The 18,387-nt window shown below is 70.8% G+C and carries 5 protein-coding genes; all 5 read left to right on the top strand.

Going from position 1 to position 18,387, the window contains the following annotated elements:
* Window positions 1–63: 63 nt before the first annotated feature.
* On the top strand, window positions 64–13,050 hold the full coding sequence (locus ACQHGV_RS10085) for a BapA/Bap/LapF family large adhesin (RefSeq protein WP_440978095.1): 12,987 nt from the start codon (window positions 64–66) through the stop codon (window positions 13,048–13,050).
* Window positions 13,051–13,254: 204 nt separating this feature from the next.
* Window positions 13,255–14,508 (top strand): TolC family protein, encoded by a 1,254-nt coding sequence (locus tag ACQHGV_RS10090; protein ID WP_440978096.1) that lies wholly within the window; start codon window positions 13,255–13,257, stop codon window positions 14,506–14,508.
* Window positions 14,505–16,655, top strand: a complete 2,151-nt coding sequence (locus ACQHGV_RS10095) for a type I secretion system permease/ATPase (RefSeq protein ID WP_440978097.1) — start codon at window positions 14,505–14,507, stop codon at window positions 16,653–16,655. Before ACQHGV_RS10090 ends, ACQHGV_RS10095 begins: the two co-directional genes overlap by 4 nt.
* Complete coding sequence (locus tag ACQHGV_RS10100; protein WP_440978098.1) at window positions 16,652–17,839, top strand: HlyD family efflux transporter periplasmic adaptor subunit; 1,188 nt, start codon at window positions 16,652–16,654, stop codon at window positions 17,837–17,839. The genes ACQHGV_RS10095 and ACQHGV_RS10100 overlap by 4 nt, the downstream gene beginning before the upstream one ends.
* 84 nt (window positions 17,840–17,923) lie before the next feature.
* Complete coding sequence (locus tag ACQHGV_RS10105) at window positions 17,924–18,385, top strand: winged helix DNA-binding protein (protein ID WP_183951660.1); 462 nt, start codon at window positions 17,924–17,926, stop codon at window positions 18,383–18,385.
* Window positions 18,386–18,387: the final 2 nt, after the last annotated feature.

The raw sequence follows: 18,387 nt of genomic DNA on the forward strand, positions 1-18,387 counted from the left end.
GGCCCTTCTCCCGCCGACGCCGACGCGTCGGTCCAGTGACATGCGAAAAGGGAGGATCACGCCATGCAGACCGAGATCATCGCAAAGGCAACCGGCACCACCACGACCACCACCGCCAATGTCATCGATCTCACCACGCCCAGCGTCGTCCGCCTCGATCTGAACCGCGATCGGGTGGCGAGCATGGAGCGGGACGGCAATGATCTGGTCATTCGCCTGACCGACGGTCGGACCATTCGCATCGACAATTTCTATGCCGACCAGCGCGGCGTGGGCAGCGACCTGGTGCTGCGCGAGGATAATGGTGGCCAATGGCTGGCCAACCCGAACGCCAGCGGTGCGGGCCGGTTCACGACGCTGACCAATCTCGACGATCTGCTGGCGGCGCAGGCCGCGCAGGGCGGCGGCTCGTCTTTCGTGCTGCCCGCGATCCTGGGTCTGGCGGGGGCCGGCGGCCTGATCGCGGCGGTGGCGAGCGGCGGCGATGACGACAATGATTCGCAGACGCCGACCACCCCGCCCGACACCAGCGCCCCGGCGCGCCCGACCGCGCTGTTCGGCTCGAACGGTGGCGTCGTCACCGGCACCGGCGAGGCGGGCGCGACCGTGCGCGTCATCGGCGGCAACGGCACCGTGCTGGGCACCGGCACGGTCGGGTCGGACGGCAATTACAGCATCCCGCTCAACCCGCCCCAGACCAACGGCCAGCAGCTGACGGTGACGCAGACCGACGCGGCCGGCAACGTCTCGCCCACCACCCCGGTCACCGCGCCCGACCTGACCGCACCGAACGTCCCCACCGCCGCGATCAACGGCCAGGGCACGACCATCACCGGCACCGGTGAGCCGGGTGCGACCGTCACCGTGCGCAACGCCGCCGGTCAGGTGCTGGGCACCGCCACGGTCGATGCGCAGGGCAATTACAGCCTGACGCTGACCACCGCGCAGGCCAATGGCGGCACCCTGACCGTCACCCAGAGCGATGCCGCCGGCAATGTCTCCCCCGCCGCCAGCGTCACCGCGCCCGATCTCACCCCGCCCGCCGCGCCGACCGCCTCGATCGACGATGAAGGTGCGATCATCGCCGGCACCGGCGAACCCGGCGCGGTCGTCGCGGTGCGCGACGCCGCCGGCGTCGTGCTGGGGTCCACCACCGTCGATGCGCAGGGCAATTACAGCCTGACGCTCGACGTGCCGCAGGCCAATGGCGAGGCGCTGACCGTCACGCAGAGCGACGCGGCGGGCAATCCCTCGCCGACCGTGCCGCTGACCGCGCCCGACATCACGCCGCCGGCCGCGCCCACGGTCACGATCGCGGCGGACGGCGTGTCCGTCAGCGGCACCGGCGAGCCGGGCACCACCCTGACCATCCGTGACGGATCGGGTGCGGTGTTGGGCACGGCGGTCGTCGATGCACAAGGGGCCTATAGCCTGACGCTCGCCACTCCGCCGGCGAACGGCACGATGCTGATGGCGACGCTGACCGATGCGGCGGGCAATGTCTCGCCCGATGCGACCGTCATCATCTCGGACCTGGAGTCCCCCACCGCGCCGACCGCGACGATCAACGGCGATGGCACCAGCGTGACCGGTGCCGGCGAGCCCGGCGCGACCGTCAATGTGCGCGACGCGGCGGGCCAGGTGCTGGGCAGCGCCGTGGTGGCGGCGGACGGCAGCTACACTCTCACCCTCTCCCCCGCCCAGGCCAATGGCGAGACGCTGAGCGTGTCGCAGACCAATACGCAGGGCCTGTCCTCCCCCGCCATCGACCTGCTCGCGCCCGACATCACCGCCCCCGCGACCCCGGTCGCAACGCTGGCCGGTGACGGCGCGACCGTGACCGGTACGGGCGAACCCGGTGCGACGGTGCGGGTCGTCGGCGCGAACGGCCAGGTGATCGGCACCGTCACTGTGGGCAGCGATGGCAGCTTCACCGTGCCGCTCAGCCCCGCACTGACCAATGGCGAGACGTTGAGCGTCGATCAGGTCGATGGCGCGGGCAACACCTCGCCCGCCGCGACGCTGACCGCCGCCGACACGACCGCGCCGACCGCGCCGACCGCCGCGATCGATGGGCAAGGCACCGCCGTCACCGGCACCGGCGAGCCGGGCGCGACAGTGACGGTGCGCGACCCCGCCGGCCAGGTCATCGGCACGGCCACCGTCGATGCACAGGGCAATTACACCCTGCCGCTGACCACGCCGCAAACGGCGGGTGGCACCCTGACCGTCACGCAGAGCGATGCCGCCGGCAACGCCTCCCCCGCCACCAGCATCACCGCCCCCGACACGTCCATTCCCGACACGACGCCGCCGGCCGCCCCGGTGGTGACGGTCAGCGCGGATGGCACCACCCTGACCGGCACCGGCGAGCCCGGCGCAACCGTGCAGGTCACAGACGCCGCCGGCCAGCCGATCGGCACTGCCACGGTCGGCACGGATGGCAGCTTCACTATCACCCTGCCCGCCGGCACCGCCACCGGCCAGTCGCTGACGGTCACGCAGGCCGACGCCGCCGGCAATGTCTCGCCTCCGACCAGCGCCGTTACCCCCGACTTGGCCGCGCCGGCCGCCCCCAGCGCGACGCTCGGTACCGATGGCGTCACCCTCACCGGCACCGGTGAGCCGGGTGCGACCGTTCAGGTCCGCGCCGCCGATGGCACCATCCTCGGCACCGCGACCGTGGCCGCCGATGGCAGCTATAGCACCACGCTGAGCAGTCCGCAGACCAATGGCGAGACGCTGACCGTGGGCCAGACGGACGCCGCCGGGAACGCCTCACCCGCGACGACCCTCACCGCTGCCGACACCACCGCGCCAGCCGCACCGGCCGCAACGGTCAGCGCGGACGGCGCCACCCTGACGGGCACCGGCGAGCCCGGTGCCACGGTGCAGGTCACCGATGCCGCCGGCCAGCCAGTCGGCACCGCCACGGTGGCGGCCGATGGCAGCTTTACCATTACCCTGCCCGCCGGCACCGCCGATGGCCAGTCGCTGAGCGTCACCCAGGCCGATGCGGCCGGCAACGTCTCGCCCGCCACCAGCGCAGCTACTCCTGACCTTGTCGCCCCCGGCGCTCCCACGGCCGCGCTCAGCGCCGATGGCACGGTCGTCACCGGCACCGGTGAGATCGGAGCGACCGTTCAGGTCACCAATGCCGATGGCCAGCCGGTCGGCACCGCCGTCGTCGGCGCAGACGGTCGCTATAGCGCCGCGCTGCCTGCGGGTACGGCGGATGGCCGTCCGCTGACCGTCACCCAGACCGATGCGGCGGGCAATGTCTCACCCCCGACCACGGCCGTCACCAACGACACCACCGCCCCCGATGCACCCGTGGCGACCGTCAGCGCCGACGGCACCACCCTGACCGGCACCGGTGAGGCCGGTGCGACCATCCGCGTGACCGACGCCAATGGCCAGCCGGTCGCCACCACGACGGCAGGCCCCGATGGCAGCTTCAGCGTCGCGTTGCCCGCAGGCACCGCTTCCGGCCAGTCGCTGAGCGTCACCCAGACCGACGCCGCCGGCAACGTCTCGCCCGCGACCAGCGCGGCGACGCCCGATCTCGTCGCTCCCGGCGCGCCGACCGCCACGCTCAACGCCGATGGCTCGATTCTGACCGGCACCGGCGAGCCGGGCGCGACCGTTCAGGTCACCGATGCCAATGGCCAGCCGATCGGCACCGCCACGGTGGCCGCCGATGGCAGCTACACCATCGCGCTGCCCGCCGGCACTGCCACCGGCCAATCGCTGAGCGTCACCCAGGCCGACGCCGCCGGCAACGTCTCGCCCGCGACCGATGCGGTCACCCCCGACCTCGCCGCACCCGGTGCGCCGACGGCGACGCTGGGTGCCGATGGCATCACTGTCTCCGGTACCGGCGAACCCGGTGCCACGCTCGAAATCCGTGCGGCCGATGGCACGCTGCTCGGCACGACGACGGTGGCGGGCGACGGCAACTACAGCGCGACGCTGAGCGGTGCGCAGGCCAATGGCGAGACGCTGACCGTCACCCAGACCGATGCGGGCGGCAACGCCTCGCCCGCCACGACCGTCACCGCCCCCGATACGACCGCGCCTGCCGCTCCGGTGGCGACGGTCAGCGCGGACGGGACCACCCTGACCGGCACCGGCGAGCCCGGCGCGACCGTTCAGGTCAATGACGCCAATGGCCAGCCGATCGGCACCGCCACGGTGGCGGCCGATGGCAGCTATAGCGTCGCGCTACCCGCCGGTACGGCCGATGGCCAGCCGCTGAGCGTGACCCAGACCGATGCCGCTGGCAACACATCCCCCGCGACCAGCGCGGCGACGCCCGACCTCATCGCACCCGGCGCACCGACGCTGACCGTCGCGACCGACGGCACGAGCGTATCGGGCACGGGCGAGGCCGGCGCGACGGTCGAGATCCGTGCGGCCGACGGCACCCTGCTCGGCTCGGCGGTCGTCGCGGCGGATGGCAGTTATAGCGCGACGCTGACCCCCGCACAGGCCAATGGCGAGGCGCTGACCGCGACGCAGACCGACGCGGCCGGAAACATCTCGCCGGTCGCGACTGCCACCGCGCCCGACATCACCGCCCCCGCCGCGCCGATCGTGACGCTGGCGGCCGATGGCGCCTCGGTGTTCGGCAATGGCGAACCCGGCGCGACCGTCCGGATCGTCGATGCCAATGGCACGCTGCTCGGCACCGGCGTGGTCGGTGCCGACAGCAGCTTCACCCTGACGCTGACCCCGCCCCAGGTGAACGGCCAGACGCTAAGCGCGACGCAGACCGATGCGGCGGGCAATATCTCGCCCGTGAGCACGGTCGGCGCGCCCGACGTGATCGCCCCCGACGCGCCGGTCGCGACCGTCTCGGTCGACGGCACGGCCATCACCGGCACCGGCGAGCCCTTCGCCACCGTCACCATCCGCGCCGCCGACGGCACGGTGCTGGGCACCGCCGTGGTCGCGGCGGACGGCAGCTTCTCCGCGACGCTGACCCCGGCGCAGGCGGATGGCGAGACGCTGTCGATCGATCAGACCGATCGCGGCGGCAACACCTCGCCCGAAGCGACGCTGACCGCCCCCGACATCACCGCCCCCACCGGGCTGATCGCGGCGATCAGCGGCGATGGCAGCATCGTGACCGGCACCGGCGAGGCGGGTGCGACCGTGACCGTCCGCGATGCGAACGGCGCGACCTTGGGCACGGGGGTGGTCGCCGCCAACGGCACCTATAGCGTCACTCTGACGCCGCCGCAGATCGACTCCGAACCGCTGAGCGTCGTGCAGGCCGATGTGGCCGGCAATGTCTCGACCCCCGTGGCGCTGACGGCGCCCGACCTGACCGCCCCGCTCGCCCCCACCGGATCGGTGATCGACGGCGGCGCGACGCTGGCGGGCACGGGTGAGGCGGGTGCCACCGTCACGGTGCGCAGCCCCGACGGTACGGTGCTGGGCACCGCCATCGTCGCGGCGGACGGCAGCTTCGCCGTGCCGCTGATCCCGGCGCAGGCCAATGGCGAGACGGTGCAGTTCAGCCAGGCCGACGCGGCGGGCAATGTCTCGCCGAACGTCACGCTCGTCGCCCCCGATGTCACCGCCCCGACCGGGCTGACCGCCGGGATCAGCGGCGATGGCAGCATGGTGACCGGCACCGGCGAGGAGGGTGCGATCGTCACCGTCCGCGATGCCAATGGCGCGACGCTGGGCACCGCGACCGTCGATGCCAATGGCGTCTACATGGTCACGCTGACCCCGCCGCAGATCGATGCAGAGGCGTTGAGCGTCGTCCAGGCCGATGCCGCGGGCAATGTCTCGGCCCCCGTGCCGCTGACCGCGCCGGACCTGACTGCGCCGCCGGCCCCGACCGGGATCGTGGTGGATGCCGGCGCGACGCTGACCGGCACGGGTGAGGCCGGCGCGACCGTGACCGTGCGTGCCGCCGATGGCACCATCCTGGGCACCGCGATCGTCGCCGCCGATGGCAGCTTCTCGGTACCGCTCGCGACGCCGCAGGCCAATGGCGAGACGCTGACGCTGGTGCAGACCGACGCGGCGGGCAATACGTCGCCCATCGTCGCGGTCGTCGCGGCCGACATCACCGCGCCCACCGGGCTAACCGCGACGGTCAGCGTCGACGGCGCCGTCATGACCGGCACCGGCGAGGCGGGTGCGGCCGTCACGATCCGCGACCCGGCGGGCAACGTCATCGGCACCGCGACCGTGGCGGGCGACGGCAGCTATGCCGCCATCCTGACCCCGGCGCAGCTGAACGGCGAGGTCCTGCAGGTGATCCAGGCCGATGCGGCCGGCAACGCCTCCACCCCGGTCAGCCCGATCGCCCCCGACCTGACGGCACCGACCGCACCGCTCGCCGCGCTGGCGGCGGGCGGGGCCAGCGTCACCGGCACCGGTGAGGCAGGCGCGACCGTCACCGTACGCGCCGCCGATGGCAGCGTGCTGGGCACCGCGACGGTCGCCGCCGATGGCAGCTTCACCGTTCCGCTGGCCACCGCGCAGGTCAATGGCGAGACCCTGACCGTCGAGCAGACCGATGCGGCGGGCAATATCTCGCCCCAGCTCGGCCTGACCGCACCGGACATCACCCTGCCCACCGCGCCGACCGCCAGCATCGACGGCACCGGCACGGTCGTCAGCGGCCAGGCGGAGGCGGGCGCGACCGTCATCGTGCGCGATCCCACCGGCGCCGTCATCGGCACCGTCACGGCGGGTGCCAATGGCGACTATGCGGTGGCGATCAACCCGCCCCAGGCCAATGGCGAAGCGCTGACCGTCACGCAGAGCGACGCGGCGGGCAATGCCTCGCTCCCGGCATCGGTCACCGCGCCGGACATCACCGCGCCCAACGCGCCGCTGTTCACCGTCAACGGCACCGGCACCGAGGTCAGCGGCAGCGGCGAGGCGGGCACTACCGTCACCATCCGCGATCCCGCCGGCACCGTGCTCGGCACCGCCGTGGTCGCAGGCGACGGCAGCTTCACCGTCCCGCTCAACCCGGCCCAGGCCAATGGCGGTACGCTCAGCGCGACGCTGACTGATGGGGGCGGCAACGACTCGCCCGTGTCGACTGCGCCCGCACCCGACATCATCGCGCCTGGCGCACCCGTCGCCGCGCTCGACGTGACCGGGACCATCGTGTCCGGCACCGGTGAGGCCGGCGCGACGATCACCGTGCGCGCAGGCGACGGCACGGTGCTGGGCACCGCGCTGGTGGCGGCCAACGGCACCTATGCGGCGGTCCTGTCGACGCCGCAGCTCGACAGCCAGGTTCTGTCGGTGAGCCAGGCGGATGCGGCGGGCAACCTCTCGCCCACCATCACCGTCACCGCGCTCGACCAGACCGCACCGGCCGCCCCGGTGGCGACCATCTCGGGCGATGGCGTGACCCTGACCGGCACGGGCGAGGTCGGCGCGACGGTGACGATCGCCGATCCGGTCGGCGTCGTCATCGCCACCGTGCCGGTCGGTGCGGACGGCAGCTTCACGGTTACCCTCACCCCACCGCTGGTCAACGGCCAGCTGCTGACCCTGACCCAGGCGGATGCGGCCGGCAACGTCTCGCTGCCCGGCACCACCGCCGCACCCGATCTCGTCCCCAACGACACCCCGGGTGCGCCGACCGCGACGGTGGCGCTCGATGGCGCCAGCGTGACCGGCACCGGTCTGGCGGGCACGACCATCACCGTCCGCGATGCGACCGGCGCCATCATCGGCACCACCACGGTCGCGGGTGACGGCAGCTATACCGCGACCCTGACCACCCCGCTGATCAACGGCGAGACGGTGCGTGTGACCCAGACGGATGCCGAGGGCGATGTCTCGCCGCCCGCCACCGCGCTGGCACCCGATCTGACTCCACCCGCCCTTCCGACCGCCGCGATCGACGCGACCGGCACGGTGGTGACGGGCACCGGCGAGGCGGGCGCGACGCTGACCGTCACCGACGCCGGCGGCGCGGTGATCGGCACCACCACCGTGCTGGCCAATGGCAGCTATGCCGTCGTCCTCAACCCCGCCCAGATCGACGGGCAGGCGCTGACCGTCACCCAGACGGACGGTGCGGGCAATCCGTCGCCGAGCGCGGGCGTCACCGCACCCGACCTGACCGCGCCGCTGGCCCCGGCGGGCATCGTGTCGCTCGACGGCACGACGCTGACCGGTACGGGTGAGGCCGGCGCGACCGTCACCATCCGCGATGTCACCGGCACCGCGATCGGCACCGCCGTGGTCGCCGCCGATGGCAGCTTCATCGCGACCCTGACCCCGGCGCAGGCCAATGGCGAACTGCTGACGCTGGCCCAAGCGGATGCGGCGGGCAATGTCTCGCCGATCGCGCAGGTGACCGCGCCCGACATCACCGCGCCGGTCGGCCTGACCGCCGCGATCAACGGCGCGGGTACGCTGGTCACCGGCACCGGTGAGGCCGGGGCGATCGTTACCATCCGCGATGCCGGCGGCACCATCCTGGGCACCGCGATCGTGGCGGATACCGGCACCTATGCCGCACTCCTGACCCCGGCGCAGCTCAATGGCGAAATCCTGAGTGCCACCCAGGTCGATGCGGCCGGCAATGCCGGGGTCCCGGCGGCCGTCACCGCACCCGACCTGACCGCGCCGCTGGCCCCGGCGGGCACCGTGTCGCTCGACGGCACGACCCTGACCGGTACGGGCGAAGCGGGGGCCACCGTCACCATTCGCGGTGTCGATGGCACGATCCTGGGCACCGCCGTGGTCGCCGGCGACAGCAGCTTCACCGCCACGCTGACCCCGGCACAGGGCAATGGCCAGCTGCTGTCGCTGACCCAAGCCGATGCCGCCGGCAATGTCTCGGGCGTGGCGCAGGCCCTCGCACCCGACTTCACCATCCCGGTCGGGCTGACCGCCACGATCAACGGCGCGGGCACGCTCGTCACCGGCACCGGTGAGGCGGGCGCGACCGTCACCATCCGCGATGCCGGCGGCACGGTGCTGGGCACGGCGGTGGTCGCGGCGAACGGCACCTATGCCGCCGTCCTGAATACGCCGCAGATCGCCGGTCAGGCGCTGACCGCGACCCAGGCCGACCCGGCGGGCAATGCCGGGGCCCCCGCCCCGATCACCGCGCCGGACCTGACTGCACCGCTGGCCCCCGTCGGCGCCATCTCGACCGATGGCACGACGATCACGGGCACGGGCGAAGCCGGGGCCACCGTCACCATTCGCGGTGTCGACGGCGCGGTACTGGGCACCGCCGTGGTCGCTGGCGACGGCAGCTTCACCGCCCCGCTGACGCCGGCACAGGCCAACGGCCAGCTCGTTTCGCTGACCCAGACCGATGCGGCGGGCAATGTCTCGGGCGTGGCGCAGGCGCTCGCACCCGACATCACCGCCCCGATCGGACTGACCGCCGCCATCAACGGCGCAGGTACGCTGATCACCGGCACCGGTGAAGCGGGCGCGACCGTGACCATCCGCGATGCGGCCGGCACGGTGCTGGGCACGACGGTGGTCGCCGCGAACGGCACCTATGCCGCCGCGCTGACCACGCCGCAGATCAACGGTCAGGCCTTGACCGCGACGCAAGCGGACGGGGCGGGCAATGCCGGGGTTCCGGCCCCGGTCACCGCACCCGATCTGATCGCGCCGCTGGCCCCGGTCGGCACGATCGTCGCCAACGGCACCACCCTGACCGGCACTGGCGAGCCGGGCGCGACCGTCACCATCCGCAGCGCGGGCGGCACGGTTCTGGGCACCGCCCTGGTCGCAGGCGATGGCAGCTTCACCGCCACCCTTACCCCGGCGCAGGCGAACGGCCAGATCGTCTCGCTGACCCAGACCGATGCGGCGGGCAACGTCTCGGGCGTGGCGCAGGCGACCGCGCCGGACATTACCGCACCGATCGGGCTGACCGCCGCGATCAACCCGGCCGGCACGCTCGTGACGGGTGCGGGCGAAGCGGGCGCGACCGTCACTATCCGCGATGCGGGCGGTGCGATCGTCGGCACGACGGTGGTCGCGGCCAACGGTACCTATGCCGCGATCCTGACCACGCCGCAGCTGAACAGCCAGACGCTGACCGTGACCCAGGCGGATGCGACGGGCAATGTCTCTGCCCCCGCCACGGTCGTCGCCCCCGATCTCACCGCGCCGCTGGCACCGGTCGGGATCGTGGCGACCAACGGCACCTCGATCACCGGCACCGGTGAGGCGGGCGCGACGGTCACCATCCGCGCCGCCGACGGCACGGTGCTGGGCACGGCGGTGGTCGCGGCGAACGGCACGTTCACCGCGCCGCTCAGCCCGGCCCAGGCCAATGGCCAGATCGTCTCGCTGACCCAGGCCGATGTCGCGGGCAATGTCTCGCCGATCGGACAGGCGACCGCGCCCGACATCACCGCGCCGGTCGGCCTGACCTCGACGATCAACGGGCTCGGCACGGTGGTGACCGGCACCGGCGAAGCGGGGGCGACCGTCACGGTCCGCGATCCGCTGGGCAATGTGATCGGCACCACGGTCGTCGCCGCCAATGGCAGCTACACCGCGACGCTGACCACGCCGCAGGCCAATGGCCAGTCGCTGCAGGTGACGCAGGCGGATGCCGCCGGCAACGCGTCGCTGCCCAATGCGGTGCGCGCGCCCGACATCACCCCGCCGGCGGCGCCGATCGGCTTCGTCAACGGCACCGGCACGGTCGTGACCGGCACCGGCGAGGCGGGCGCCACGGTGCGCATCCTCGACCCGCTGGGCCAGCTGGTCGGCACGGCGGTGGTCGCCGCCAATGGCAGCTTCAGCGCGACGCTGACCACGCCGCAGGCAAACGGCCAGGTCCTGACGCTCAGCCAGACCGATGCGGCGGGCAATGCCTCGGGCACGGTCGCGGTCAATGCGCCGGACATCACCCCGCCGGCGGCCCCGACCGCCGTCATCGATCCGACCGGCTCGGTCATCACCGGCAGCGGTGAGCCGGGCGCGCGGATCGAGGTGCGCAACGCGGCGGGGACGCTGATCGGCACCGGCACGGTGACGGCGGGCGGCCTCTATGCCGTCACGCTGACCAGCCCGCAGGTGGCGGGTCAGGCACTGGGCGTCGGCGCACGCGACGCGGCGGGCAATCTGTCGCCCTCGACGGCGGTCACCGCGCCGTTCGACATCAGCGCCTTCGACAATACGGCGATCGCGCTGGTCGATCTGAACCCGGTCCAGACCAATCAGAATGTCGGCAGCGCCAACTATACCGCTTTGGTCTCGCTGGGGCTGATCAACCTCAACGCCCAGGTGCTGGCCGTTCCCAACGTCCAGTTCACCGTCCAGCCGGGCCATACGCTGGCAACGACCTTCACCTATGACGCGACGGCGAATGTCGGCGTGGCCAGCGGTTACTCGGTCGTCATCCAGCGGTTCAACGGCACCAGCTGGGTGGCGGTCAATGGTGGCGGCAACAGCTCGCTGTTGCAGGTCGGGCTGCTCAACGGCGACCTGGTCGCCACGGCGGACCTGGGACCGGGCCAGTACCGCGCCTTTGTCAGCTTCGACAATACGGCGGGTGTCGGCCTGCTCGGCAGCCTGAACGTCCGGGGCGTCGACTCCGACTTCACCGATGTCGCCTCGGCCGTGCCCGCCCCGGTCAGCGGCAACGTGATCACCGATCCCGGCCCCACCGGCCAGATCGACGTGGTCAGCCCGCAGACCCGGGTCGAAAGCGTGACGCTGAACGGCGTGACGACGCAGGTGACCGTCGACGACACGGTGGTCACCGGACAATGGGGGACGCTGATCATCGATCGCGATGGCAGCTACACCTACACCCCCAATGCCAATGCGGCATCGATCGGCAAGGTCGACAGCTTCACCTACACGCTGCTCGACGCCAGCGATAACGAGCGTGAGAGCGCGCGCCTGACCATCTCGATCGGCAGCCCGGACATCACCGGCGCCCCGATCGCGGTGAACGACACCGCTATCGCAACCGCCAACTTCACCAATGTCGTGGTCAACCGGCCGGCGGTGGTGGACTCGTTCTTCTCCACCCCGGCGGTGCCGCTGCTCGGGTCGGCGCAGACGACCCGCGTCAATGATAGCTTCACCGTCGACGCCAATTCCAGCTCGACCGTCACGCTGTCGGCGGTCACCACATCGGCGCTGGCGGTCCTGCCCAGCTACACCATCACCGTCACCAATTCGGCGGGCACGGTGGTCGGCACCGCGTCGGGCACCGCCGTCGCCGGGGTCGGCGGGCTGATCGGCAGCGGGATCAGCGTCACGCTGAACAACCTGGCCTCGGGCACCTACAACTATACGGTCACCGGCACGAACGGCGCGCCGCTCCAGCTCAACACCAATGTCTATGTCGCCGAGACGGTGACCCGGCTGAACGAGTATAACCCGCCGGTCACCACACCGGTCAGCGGCCAGTTGACCGCGAACGACACGCTGGGCAGCCCGTTCATCGGCATCAAGGTGCTGACCGCCGCCGGCTTCCAGGAGGTCGGGGAGACGCCGATCACCCTGACCGGCGCGCATGGCCAGCTGGTCGTCAACGAAACCGGGGGGTACACCTATACCCCGATCGGCGTGACCTATTCGGCGACCGATCCGATCGACAGCTTCACCTATCAGCTGATCCAGCCCGACGGCCAGTTCTCGACCGCGCGACTGGATGTGGCGGTGAACATCAACAACGGCGTGGCACCGGTCTTCCCGACCGCCACGGTCACCGCGCTGTCGGCCGACGCCTCGCTGACGCTCGATGCCGATGTCGTGCCGCTGTCGCTGGCGGCGGACCACACGACCCAGGCGGACGCACCAACGCTCGATCAGGGGGATGCCCGCCTCGCCTTCTCGCTGATGGAAGGACAGGGCGACAGCATCGAGGATGTGCTGGGCCGTTATCTCGACAACCAGGAAACCGTAACGGAATCAGCAACAGCAAATGACAATACGGACTTCACCCATGCCGCTACCGATACCAGCATAAGTGCCCCGATTATGGACGACCCCCTGTCGTACCTGACCGTTTCGGTCGATCCCGATCAGGAGAAGTTGAGCACCATGCATATTATGTGACCATCACCGTCATTGGTCCGGAAACGGACTTGATTATGGGTGCCGAAACCGCTCCGTTTCGGCACCTATTTTGTTGAAATAAAACGGCTTAGCCGAATGTAGCGGCCAAGCGGATTAACGGGGCGATCGATGACGGGACGGCGGCAGGGACGCTACCAGGATCGAGGGAAACGGGTTTGGCGAACCGCCGGCGCCCTTTTCGTCATGGCGTCGATCGCCACCCCGGTTAGCGGTAATTCGGCCCCCGTCACCATGGAACGCGCGATGCAGGAGGTGCTGTCCTGGCACCCCACGGTCGTGCAGGCCGCCTCCACGCTCGATGCGCGCGGCGAGGATGTGACGGTGGCGCGCGCGGGCTACCTCCCCCGCATCAGCGCCGGGGTCGGCAGCGGCTATGACAGCCGGCTGGGCAATATCTGGCGTCCCCGGCCGCAGGTCTCGGCCTCGCAGATGCTCTTCGATTTCGGCAAGGTCGCCAGCGCGGTCGACTATGCCCGTGCCGGCACGCGGCTGGGCCGCGCCGACATGCTGCTGGCGATCGACGGGCTGATCCGCGAGACGGGCTATGCGATCGTCGAGGTGCAGCGCAACGCCGCGCTGCGTGCCGTCGCGCTCGAGCAATTGTCGCGCATCCAGGAGATCAGCGCGCTGGTCGAAAAACGTTTCGGCAAGGGTGCGACCACCCGCTCCGACACGCTTCAGGCGCAGTCGCGCGTCGCCGCCGCGCAAGCCTCGCTGACCCGGATCGAGGCGGAGCAGCGCCGCTGGACCACCAGCCTCGCCTTCCTGCTGGGTCGCGATACCGCGCCCATCGTCGATCCCGACGTACCCGACTGGCTGATGCGCAGCTGTCGCCAGGCGGCCCAGGTCGACTGGGCCGACATCCCCGTCATCATGCGCGCCAAGGCGCAATATGAACAGGCCACCGCCGAACAGCGCCGCGCGCGCGCCAACCGCCTGCCGACGGTGGCGCTGGCGGGCGATGCGGCGGCGGACATATCCTCGCCCTTTTCCGACCGCAGCATCTATAATTTCGGGCTGAACGTCAGCAGCGACGTGTTCGGGGGCAGCGCGGTGCGCGCCCGCGTGCGCGGCGCCGATTATGCCCTGCGCGCCGCCGAAGCCGCCGAGCGGCAGGCGCGCGTCGAGATCGGCCAGCGCTTGGCCGAGGCGCAGCAGCAGATCGCCGGGCTGACCGAGCTGCTCGGCACTCTGTCCGAGCGGCAGGAGAATATGATCGAGACGGGCAAACTCTACCGTCTGCAATATCTCGACATGGGCACGCGCACGCTGGTCGACCTGCTCAACGCCGAGCAGGAGTTGCAGCAGGCGCGCTTCGACGGCGTCAACACGACGCACGACCTGCGCCGGCTGGAGATCGACTGCCTCTATTATTCGGGGCGCGCGCGCGACGATTTCAAGCTGACCGGCACGACCATTCGCGGGGTGACGCTGTGAACCCCGCCACCCTGTCCGCCGCCCCGCCGACCGATCCCTTCGCCTGGATCGACATGCTCGGCCAGGTCGCGCGTCATTTCCGCATGCCTTTCGCCGAGCAGCGCGCCCGCCTGACCACGCTTTGGCAGGGTGGCGGCGACGAGGAGACGCGGGTCCGCGCGCTCGCCCGCGCCTCCGGCCTGTCGGTCCGCTTCGTCGCGCCCAGCGCGATCCGGCTGACGAGCTGGCGGCTGCCGGTGATCGCCTGCCTGACCGATGGCGAGCTGGCGCTGATCACCGCGATCGATGCCGATGGCGAGGCGATCTTCTCGGTCGCGGGCGAAGGCGGATCGCCGGTGCAGCGCCCGCTATCCGCACTGGTCGAACAGACCCGGCTGTTCGTCGTCCCCCGTCCCGCCCGCTCGGCGACCGACATCCGCGTCGACAGCTATATCCGCCCCTTCGAGCAGCATTGGCTGCGCACCCTGCTGTTGCAGGATGCCAAGGGTTATGGCCATGTCGCCATCGCCTCGGTCGTCACCAACTGCCTGGGGCTGGCGGGCGTGCTGTTCTCGATGCAGGTGTATGACCGGGTGGTTCCCGCCCAGTCGATGCCGACGCTCTACATTCTGTTCCTGGGCGTGATCCTGGCGACGGGGTTCGACTTCGTGCTACGGCGGTTGCGGGTCAGCATAACCGACATCCTTGGCAAGCGGGCCGACCTGCGGCTGTCGGACCGGGTCTTCGGCCATGCGCTGCGCGTTCGCAACCGGGCGCGGCCGACCTCGACGGGGACCTTCATCGCGCAGCTCCGCGATCTGGACCAGGTGCGCGATATGCTGACCTCGACCACGGTCGCGGCGATCGCCGACCTGCCCTTCTTCATCCTGTTCCTGGTCATCCTGGCCTTCATCGGCGGCGCGCTGGCGCTGGTGCCGGTGGTCGCGCTCGTCGCCCTGCTGCTGCCCAGCCTGCTCGCCCAGCGCCGGTTGCGCGCGCATGCCACGGAGTCGATGCGCGAAACCTCGCTGCGCAACGCCCTGCTGGTCGAGGCGGTGCAGGGGATCGAGGATATCAAGACGCTGCAGGCCGAGGAACGCTTCCAGCGCCAGTGGAACCATTGCAACGCGGTGGCGGGCGAGGCGCAGCTGCGGCTGCGCGGCCTGACCGCCAGCCTGTCGACCTGGGCGCAGAGCGTGCAGAATGCGGTCTATGCCACCGTGATCTTCGTCGGCGCGCCGATGGTGATCGCCGGCGACATCACGACCGGCGCGCTGGTCGCCACCTCGATGCTGGCCAGCCGGATGATGGCGCCGATGGGCCAGGTGTCGCACCTGCTCGGCCGCTATCAGCATGCCAAGGTCGCGGCGGGCAGCCTGGACCAGATCATGGGCCTGCCGGTCGACAACCCCGATGCCGAGCATCGCATCCCCCTGCCCTCGGTCAGCGGCCGCTTCGCGCTTCGCTCGGCGGTGTTCGGCTATGCCGATCCCAACGCCCCGCCCGCGCTGACCGTGCCGCAACTGGAGATCGCGGCGGGCGAGAAGGTCGCGCTGCTGGGCCGCAACGGCGCGGGCAAGTCGACGCTGCTCCAGGGCCTGTCGGGGATGCTCCAGCCGCTGGCGGGCGAGGTGCTGCTCGACGACCTGACGCTGCATCAGATCGACCCCGCCGATGTCCGCCGCGACGTCGCCCTGCTGACCCAGAACAGCCGGCTGTTCCACGGCACCTTGCGCGAGAACCTGACCATGGGCGCGCCGATGGCCTCCAATGAGGAGATCATCCGCGCGCTCGACATGGTGGGAGCGATCGACTTCGTCCGCCGGCTGCGCGACGGGCTGGAGCATGTCGTGCTGGAGGGCGGGCTGGGCCTGTCCGGTGGCCAGCAACAGGCGCTGCTGCTCGCCCGGCTGCTGATCCGCCAGCCCCAGGTCATGCTGCTCGACGAGCCGACGGCGGCGATGGACGAAACCTCCGAGCGGCTGTTCATCGACCGTTTCCGAGACTGGAGCCGTGATCGCACCATCGTCGTCGCCACCCATCGGATGCGCGTCCTCGATCTGGTCGACCGGATCATCGTCATCGACAACGGCCAGATCCTGCTCGACAAATCCAAGGCTGCAGCGCTCGAGACGCTACGCGGTGGTGGACGGAGCCAGGCGGCATGAGCGCGCTGACCACCCCCGCCGATCTGCCCTTCGCCGATGAGGGCGGCGCGCCGCTGCTGGCGGCCAAGCGGATGACCTGGGTGCTGACCGCGCTGTTCGTCGTCGCGCTCGGCTGGGCCTGGTTCGCGACGCTCGACGAGGTCGCGACGGGCAGCGGCAAGGTGGTGCCGACCAGCCGCGAACAGGTGCTGCAATCGCTGGAGGGCGGCATCCTGGCCAAGATGCTGGTGCGGCAGGACGATATCGTGAAACCGGGCCAGATCCTCGCCCAGCTCGACCCGACCCAGGCCGGATCGACCGTCGAGGAAAGCGCCGCCAAATACCGTGCCGCGCTGGCCGCACAGGCGCGGTTGCAGGCCGAGGTGAACGGTACGCCCCTCACCTTCTCCCCCGAACTCGCCGCCTTCCCCGATCTGAAGGCCGAGCAACAGCGGCTCTACAATGCCCGGCGCAGCAGCCTGTCCAGCTCGATCGGGCTGATCGACGAATCGCTGGCGCTGATCGGGCGTGAGGTCGGCATCGGCGAGTCGCTGATCCAGGTCGGGGCCGCCAGCAATGTCGAGGTGCTACGCCTGAAGCGCCAGCGCGCCGAGCTGGACCTGAAGAAATCCGACCTGCGCTCGCAATATATCGTCGAGGCGCGGCAGGATCTGGCCAAGGTCAGCGAGGAAGTCGAGGCGCTGGCGCCCGTGGTGCGCGGCCGGTCTGATACGCTCAGCCGCCTGACCCTGCGCTCGCCGGTGCGCGGCGTGGTCAAGAATATCGAGGTGTCGACGATCGGCGGCGTCATCCCGCCCAATGGCAAGATCATGGAGATCGTGCCGCTCGACGAACGCCTGCTGGTCGAGGCGCGGATGTCGCCGCGCGACATCGCCTTCATCCGCCCCGGCCAGCGCGCCAGCGTCAAGATCACCGCATACGACTATGCGATCTATGGCGGGCTGGAGGGGCAGGTCAGCAGCATCTCGCCCGACACCATCCGCGATGAGGTCAATCCGGACGTCTATTATTACCGCGTCTTCATCCGCACCCGGTCGGACTCGCTGGTCAACAAGGCGGGCAAGCGCTTCCCGATCGTGCCCGGCATGATCGCCACCGCCGACATCCACACCGGCAGCAAGACCGTGCTGCAATATCTCCTGAAACCGCTCAACCGCGCACGCGAAGCGATGCGCGAGCGATGAGAATGTCTTTCACCCACTCCCACGCCGCTCCCATCCCACGCCACATCCCGGGATTTCCCCCGGCATCAGCACAGGATCATGCCCATGCCCAAGAGTAGCGCCATCCGCTATTTCCCCCCGGCCTCGACACGGAGTTACAGCGCGCAACCGGCCGCGCGGGACAACAAGCCCACCTTGCTCGACCTCGCGCGCCAGACCCAGGCGATGCGCGCCAATGTCGCGCAATTCTTTCCCCGCGACGTGTTCCGCGATTCCGCCTGGGACATGATGCTGGAGCTGTTCATCGCCGAGCAGCAGGCAAAGCCACTCTGCGTCAAGGAACTGATCCTGGTATCGGGCGAAAGCTCGACCAGCGCGCTGCGGCGGATCGACCGGCTGGAGGAATCCAACCTCCTCCGCCGCCGCACCGACCCGACCGACCACCGCCGCCTGATCGTCAGCCTGACCCAGCGCGGCACCGACGCGATGACCGCGATGCTGCGCCACCTCTATCTGACGATGAGCGACGAACCCATCGGCGGACAGCGGACCGGCAAGCCGGATTGAAA

This window comes from Sphingomonas pseudosanguinis, assembly GCF_052056765.1.
Lineage (GTDB): Bacteria > Pseudomonadota > Alphaproteobacteria > Sphingomonadales > Sphingomonadaceae > Sphingomonas > Sphingomonas pseudosanguinis.

Excerpts from the sequence above, each read along its gene's own strand:
- ACQHGV_RS10085 (WP_440978095.1), top strand. The coding sequence starts at position 64 with ATGCAGACCGAGATCATCGCAAAGGCAACCGGCACCACCACGACCACC.
- ACQHGV_RS10090 (WP_440978096.1), top strand. The coding sequence starts at position 13,255 with ATGGCGTCGATCGCCACCCCGGTTAGCGGTAATTCGGCCCCCGTCACC.
- ACQHGV_RS10100 (WP_440978098.1), top strand. The coding sequence starts at position 16,652 with ATGAGCGCGCTGACCACCCCCGCCGATCTGCCCTTCGCCGATGAGGGC.
- ACQHGV_RS10105 (WP_183951660.1), top strand. The coding sequence starts at position 17,924 with ATGCCCAAGAGTAGCGCCATCCGCTATTTCCCCCCGGCCTCGACACGG.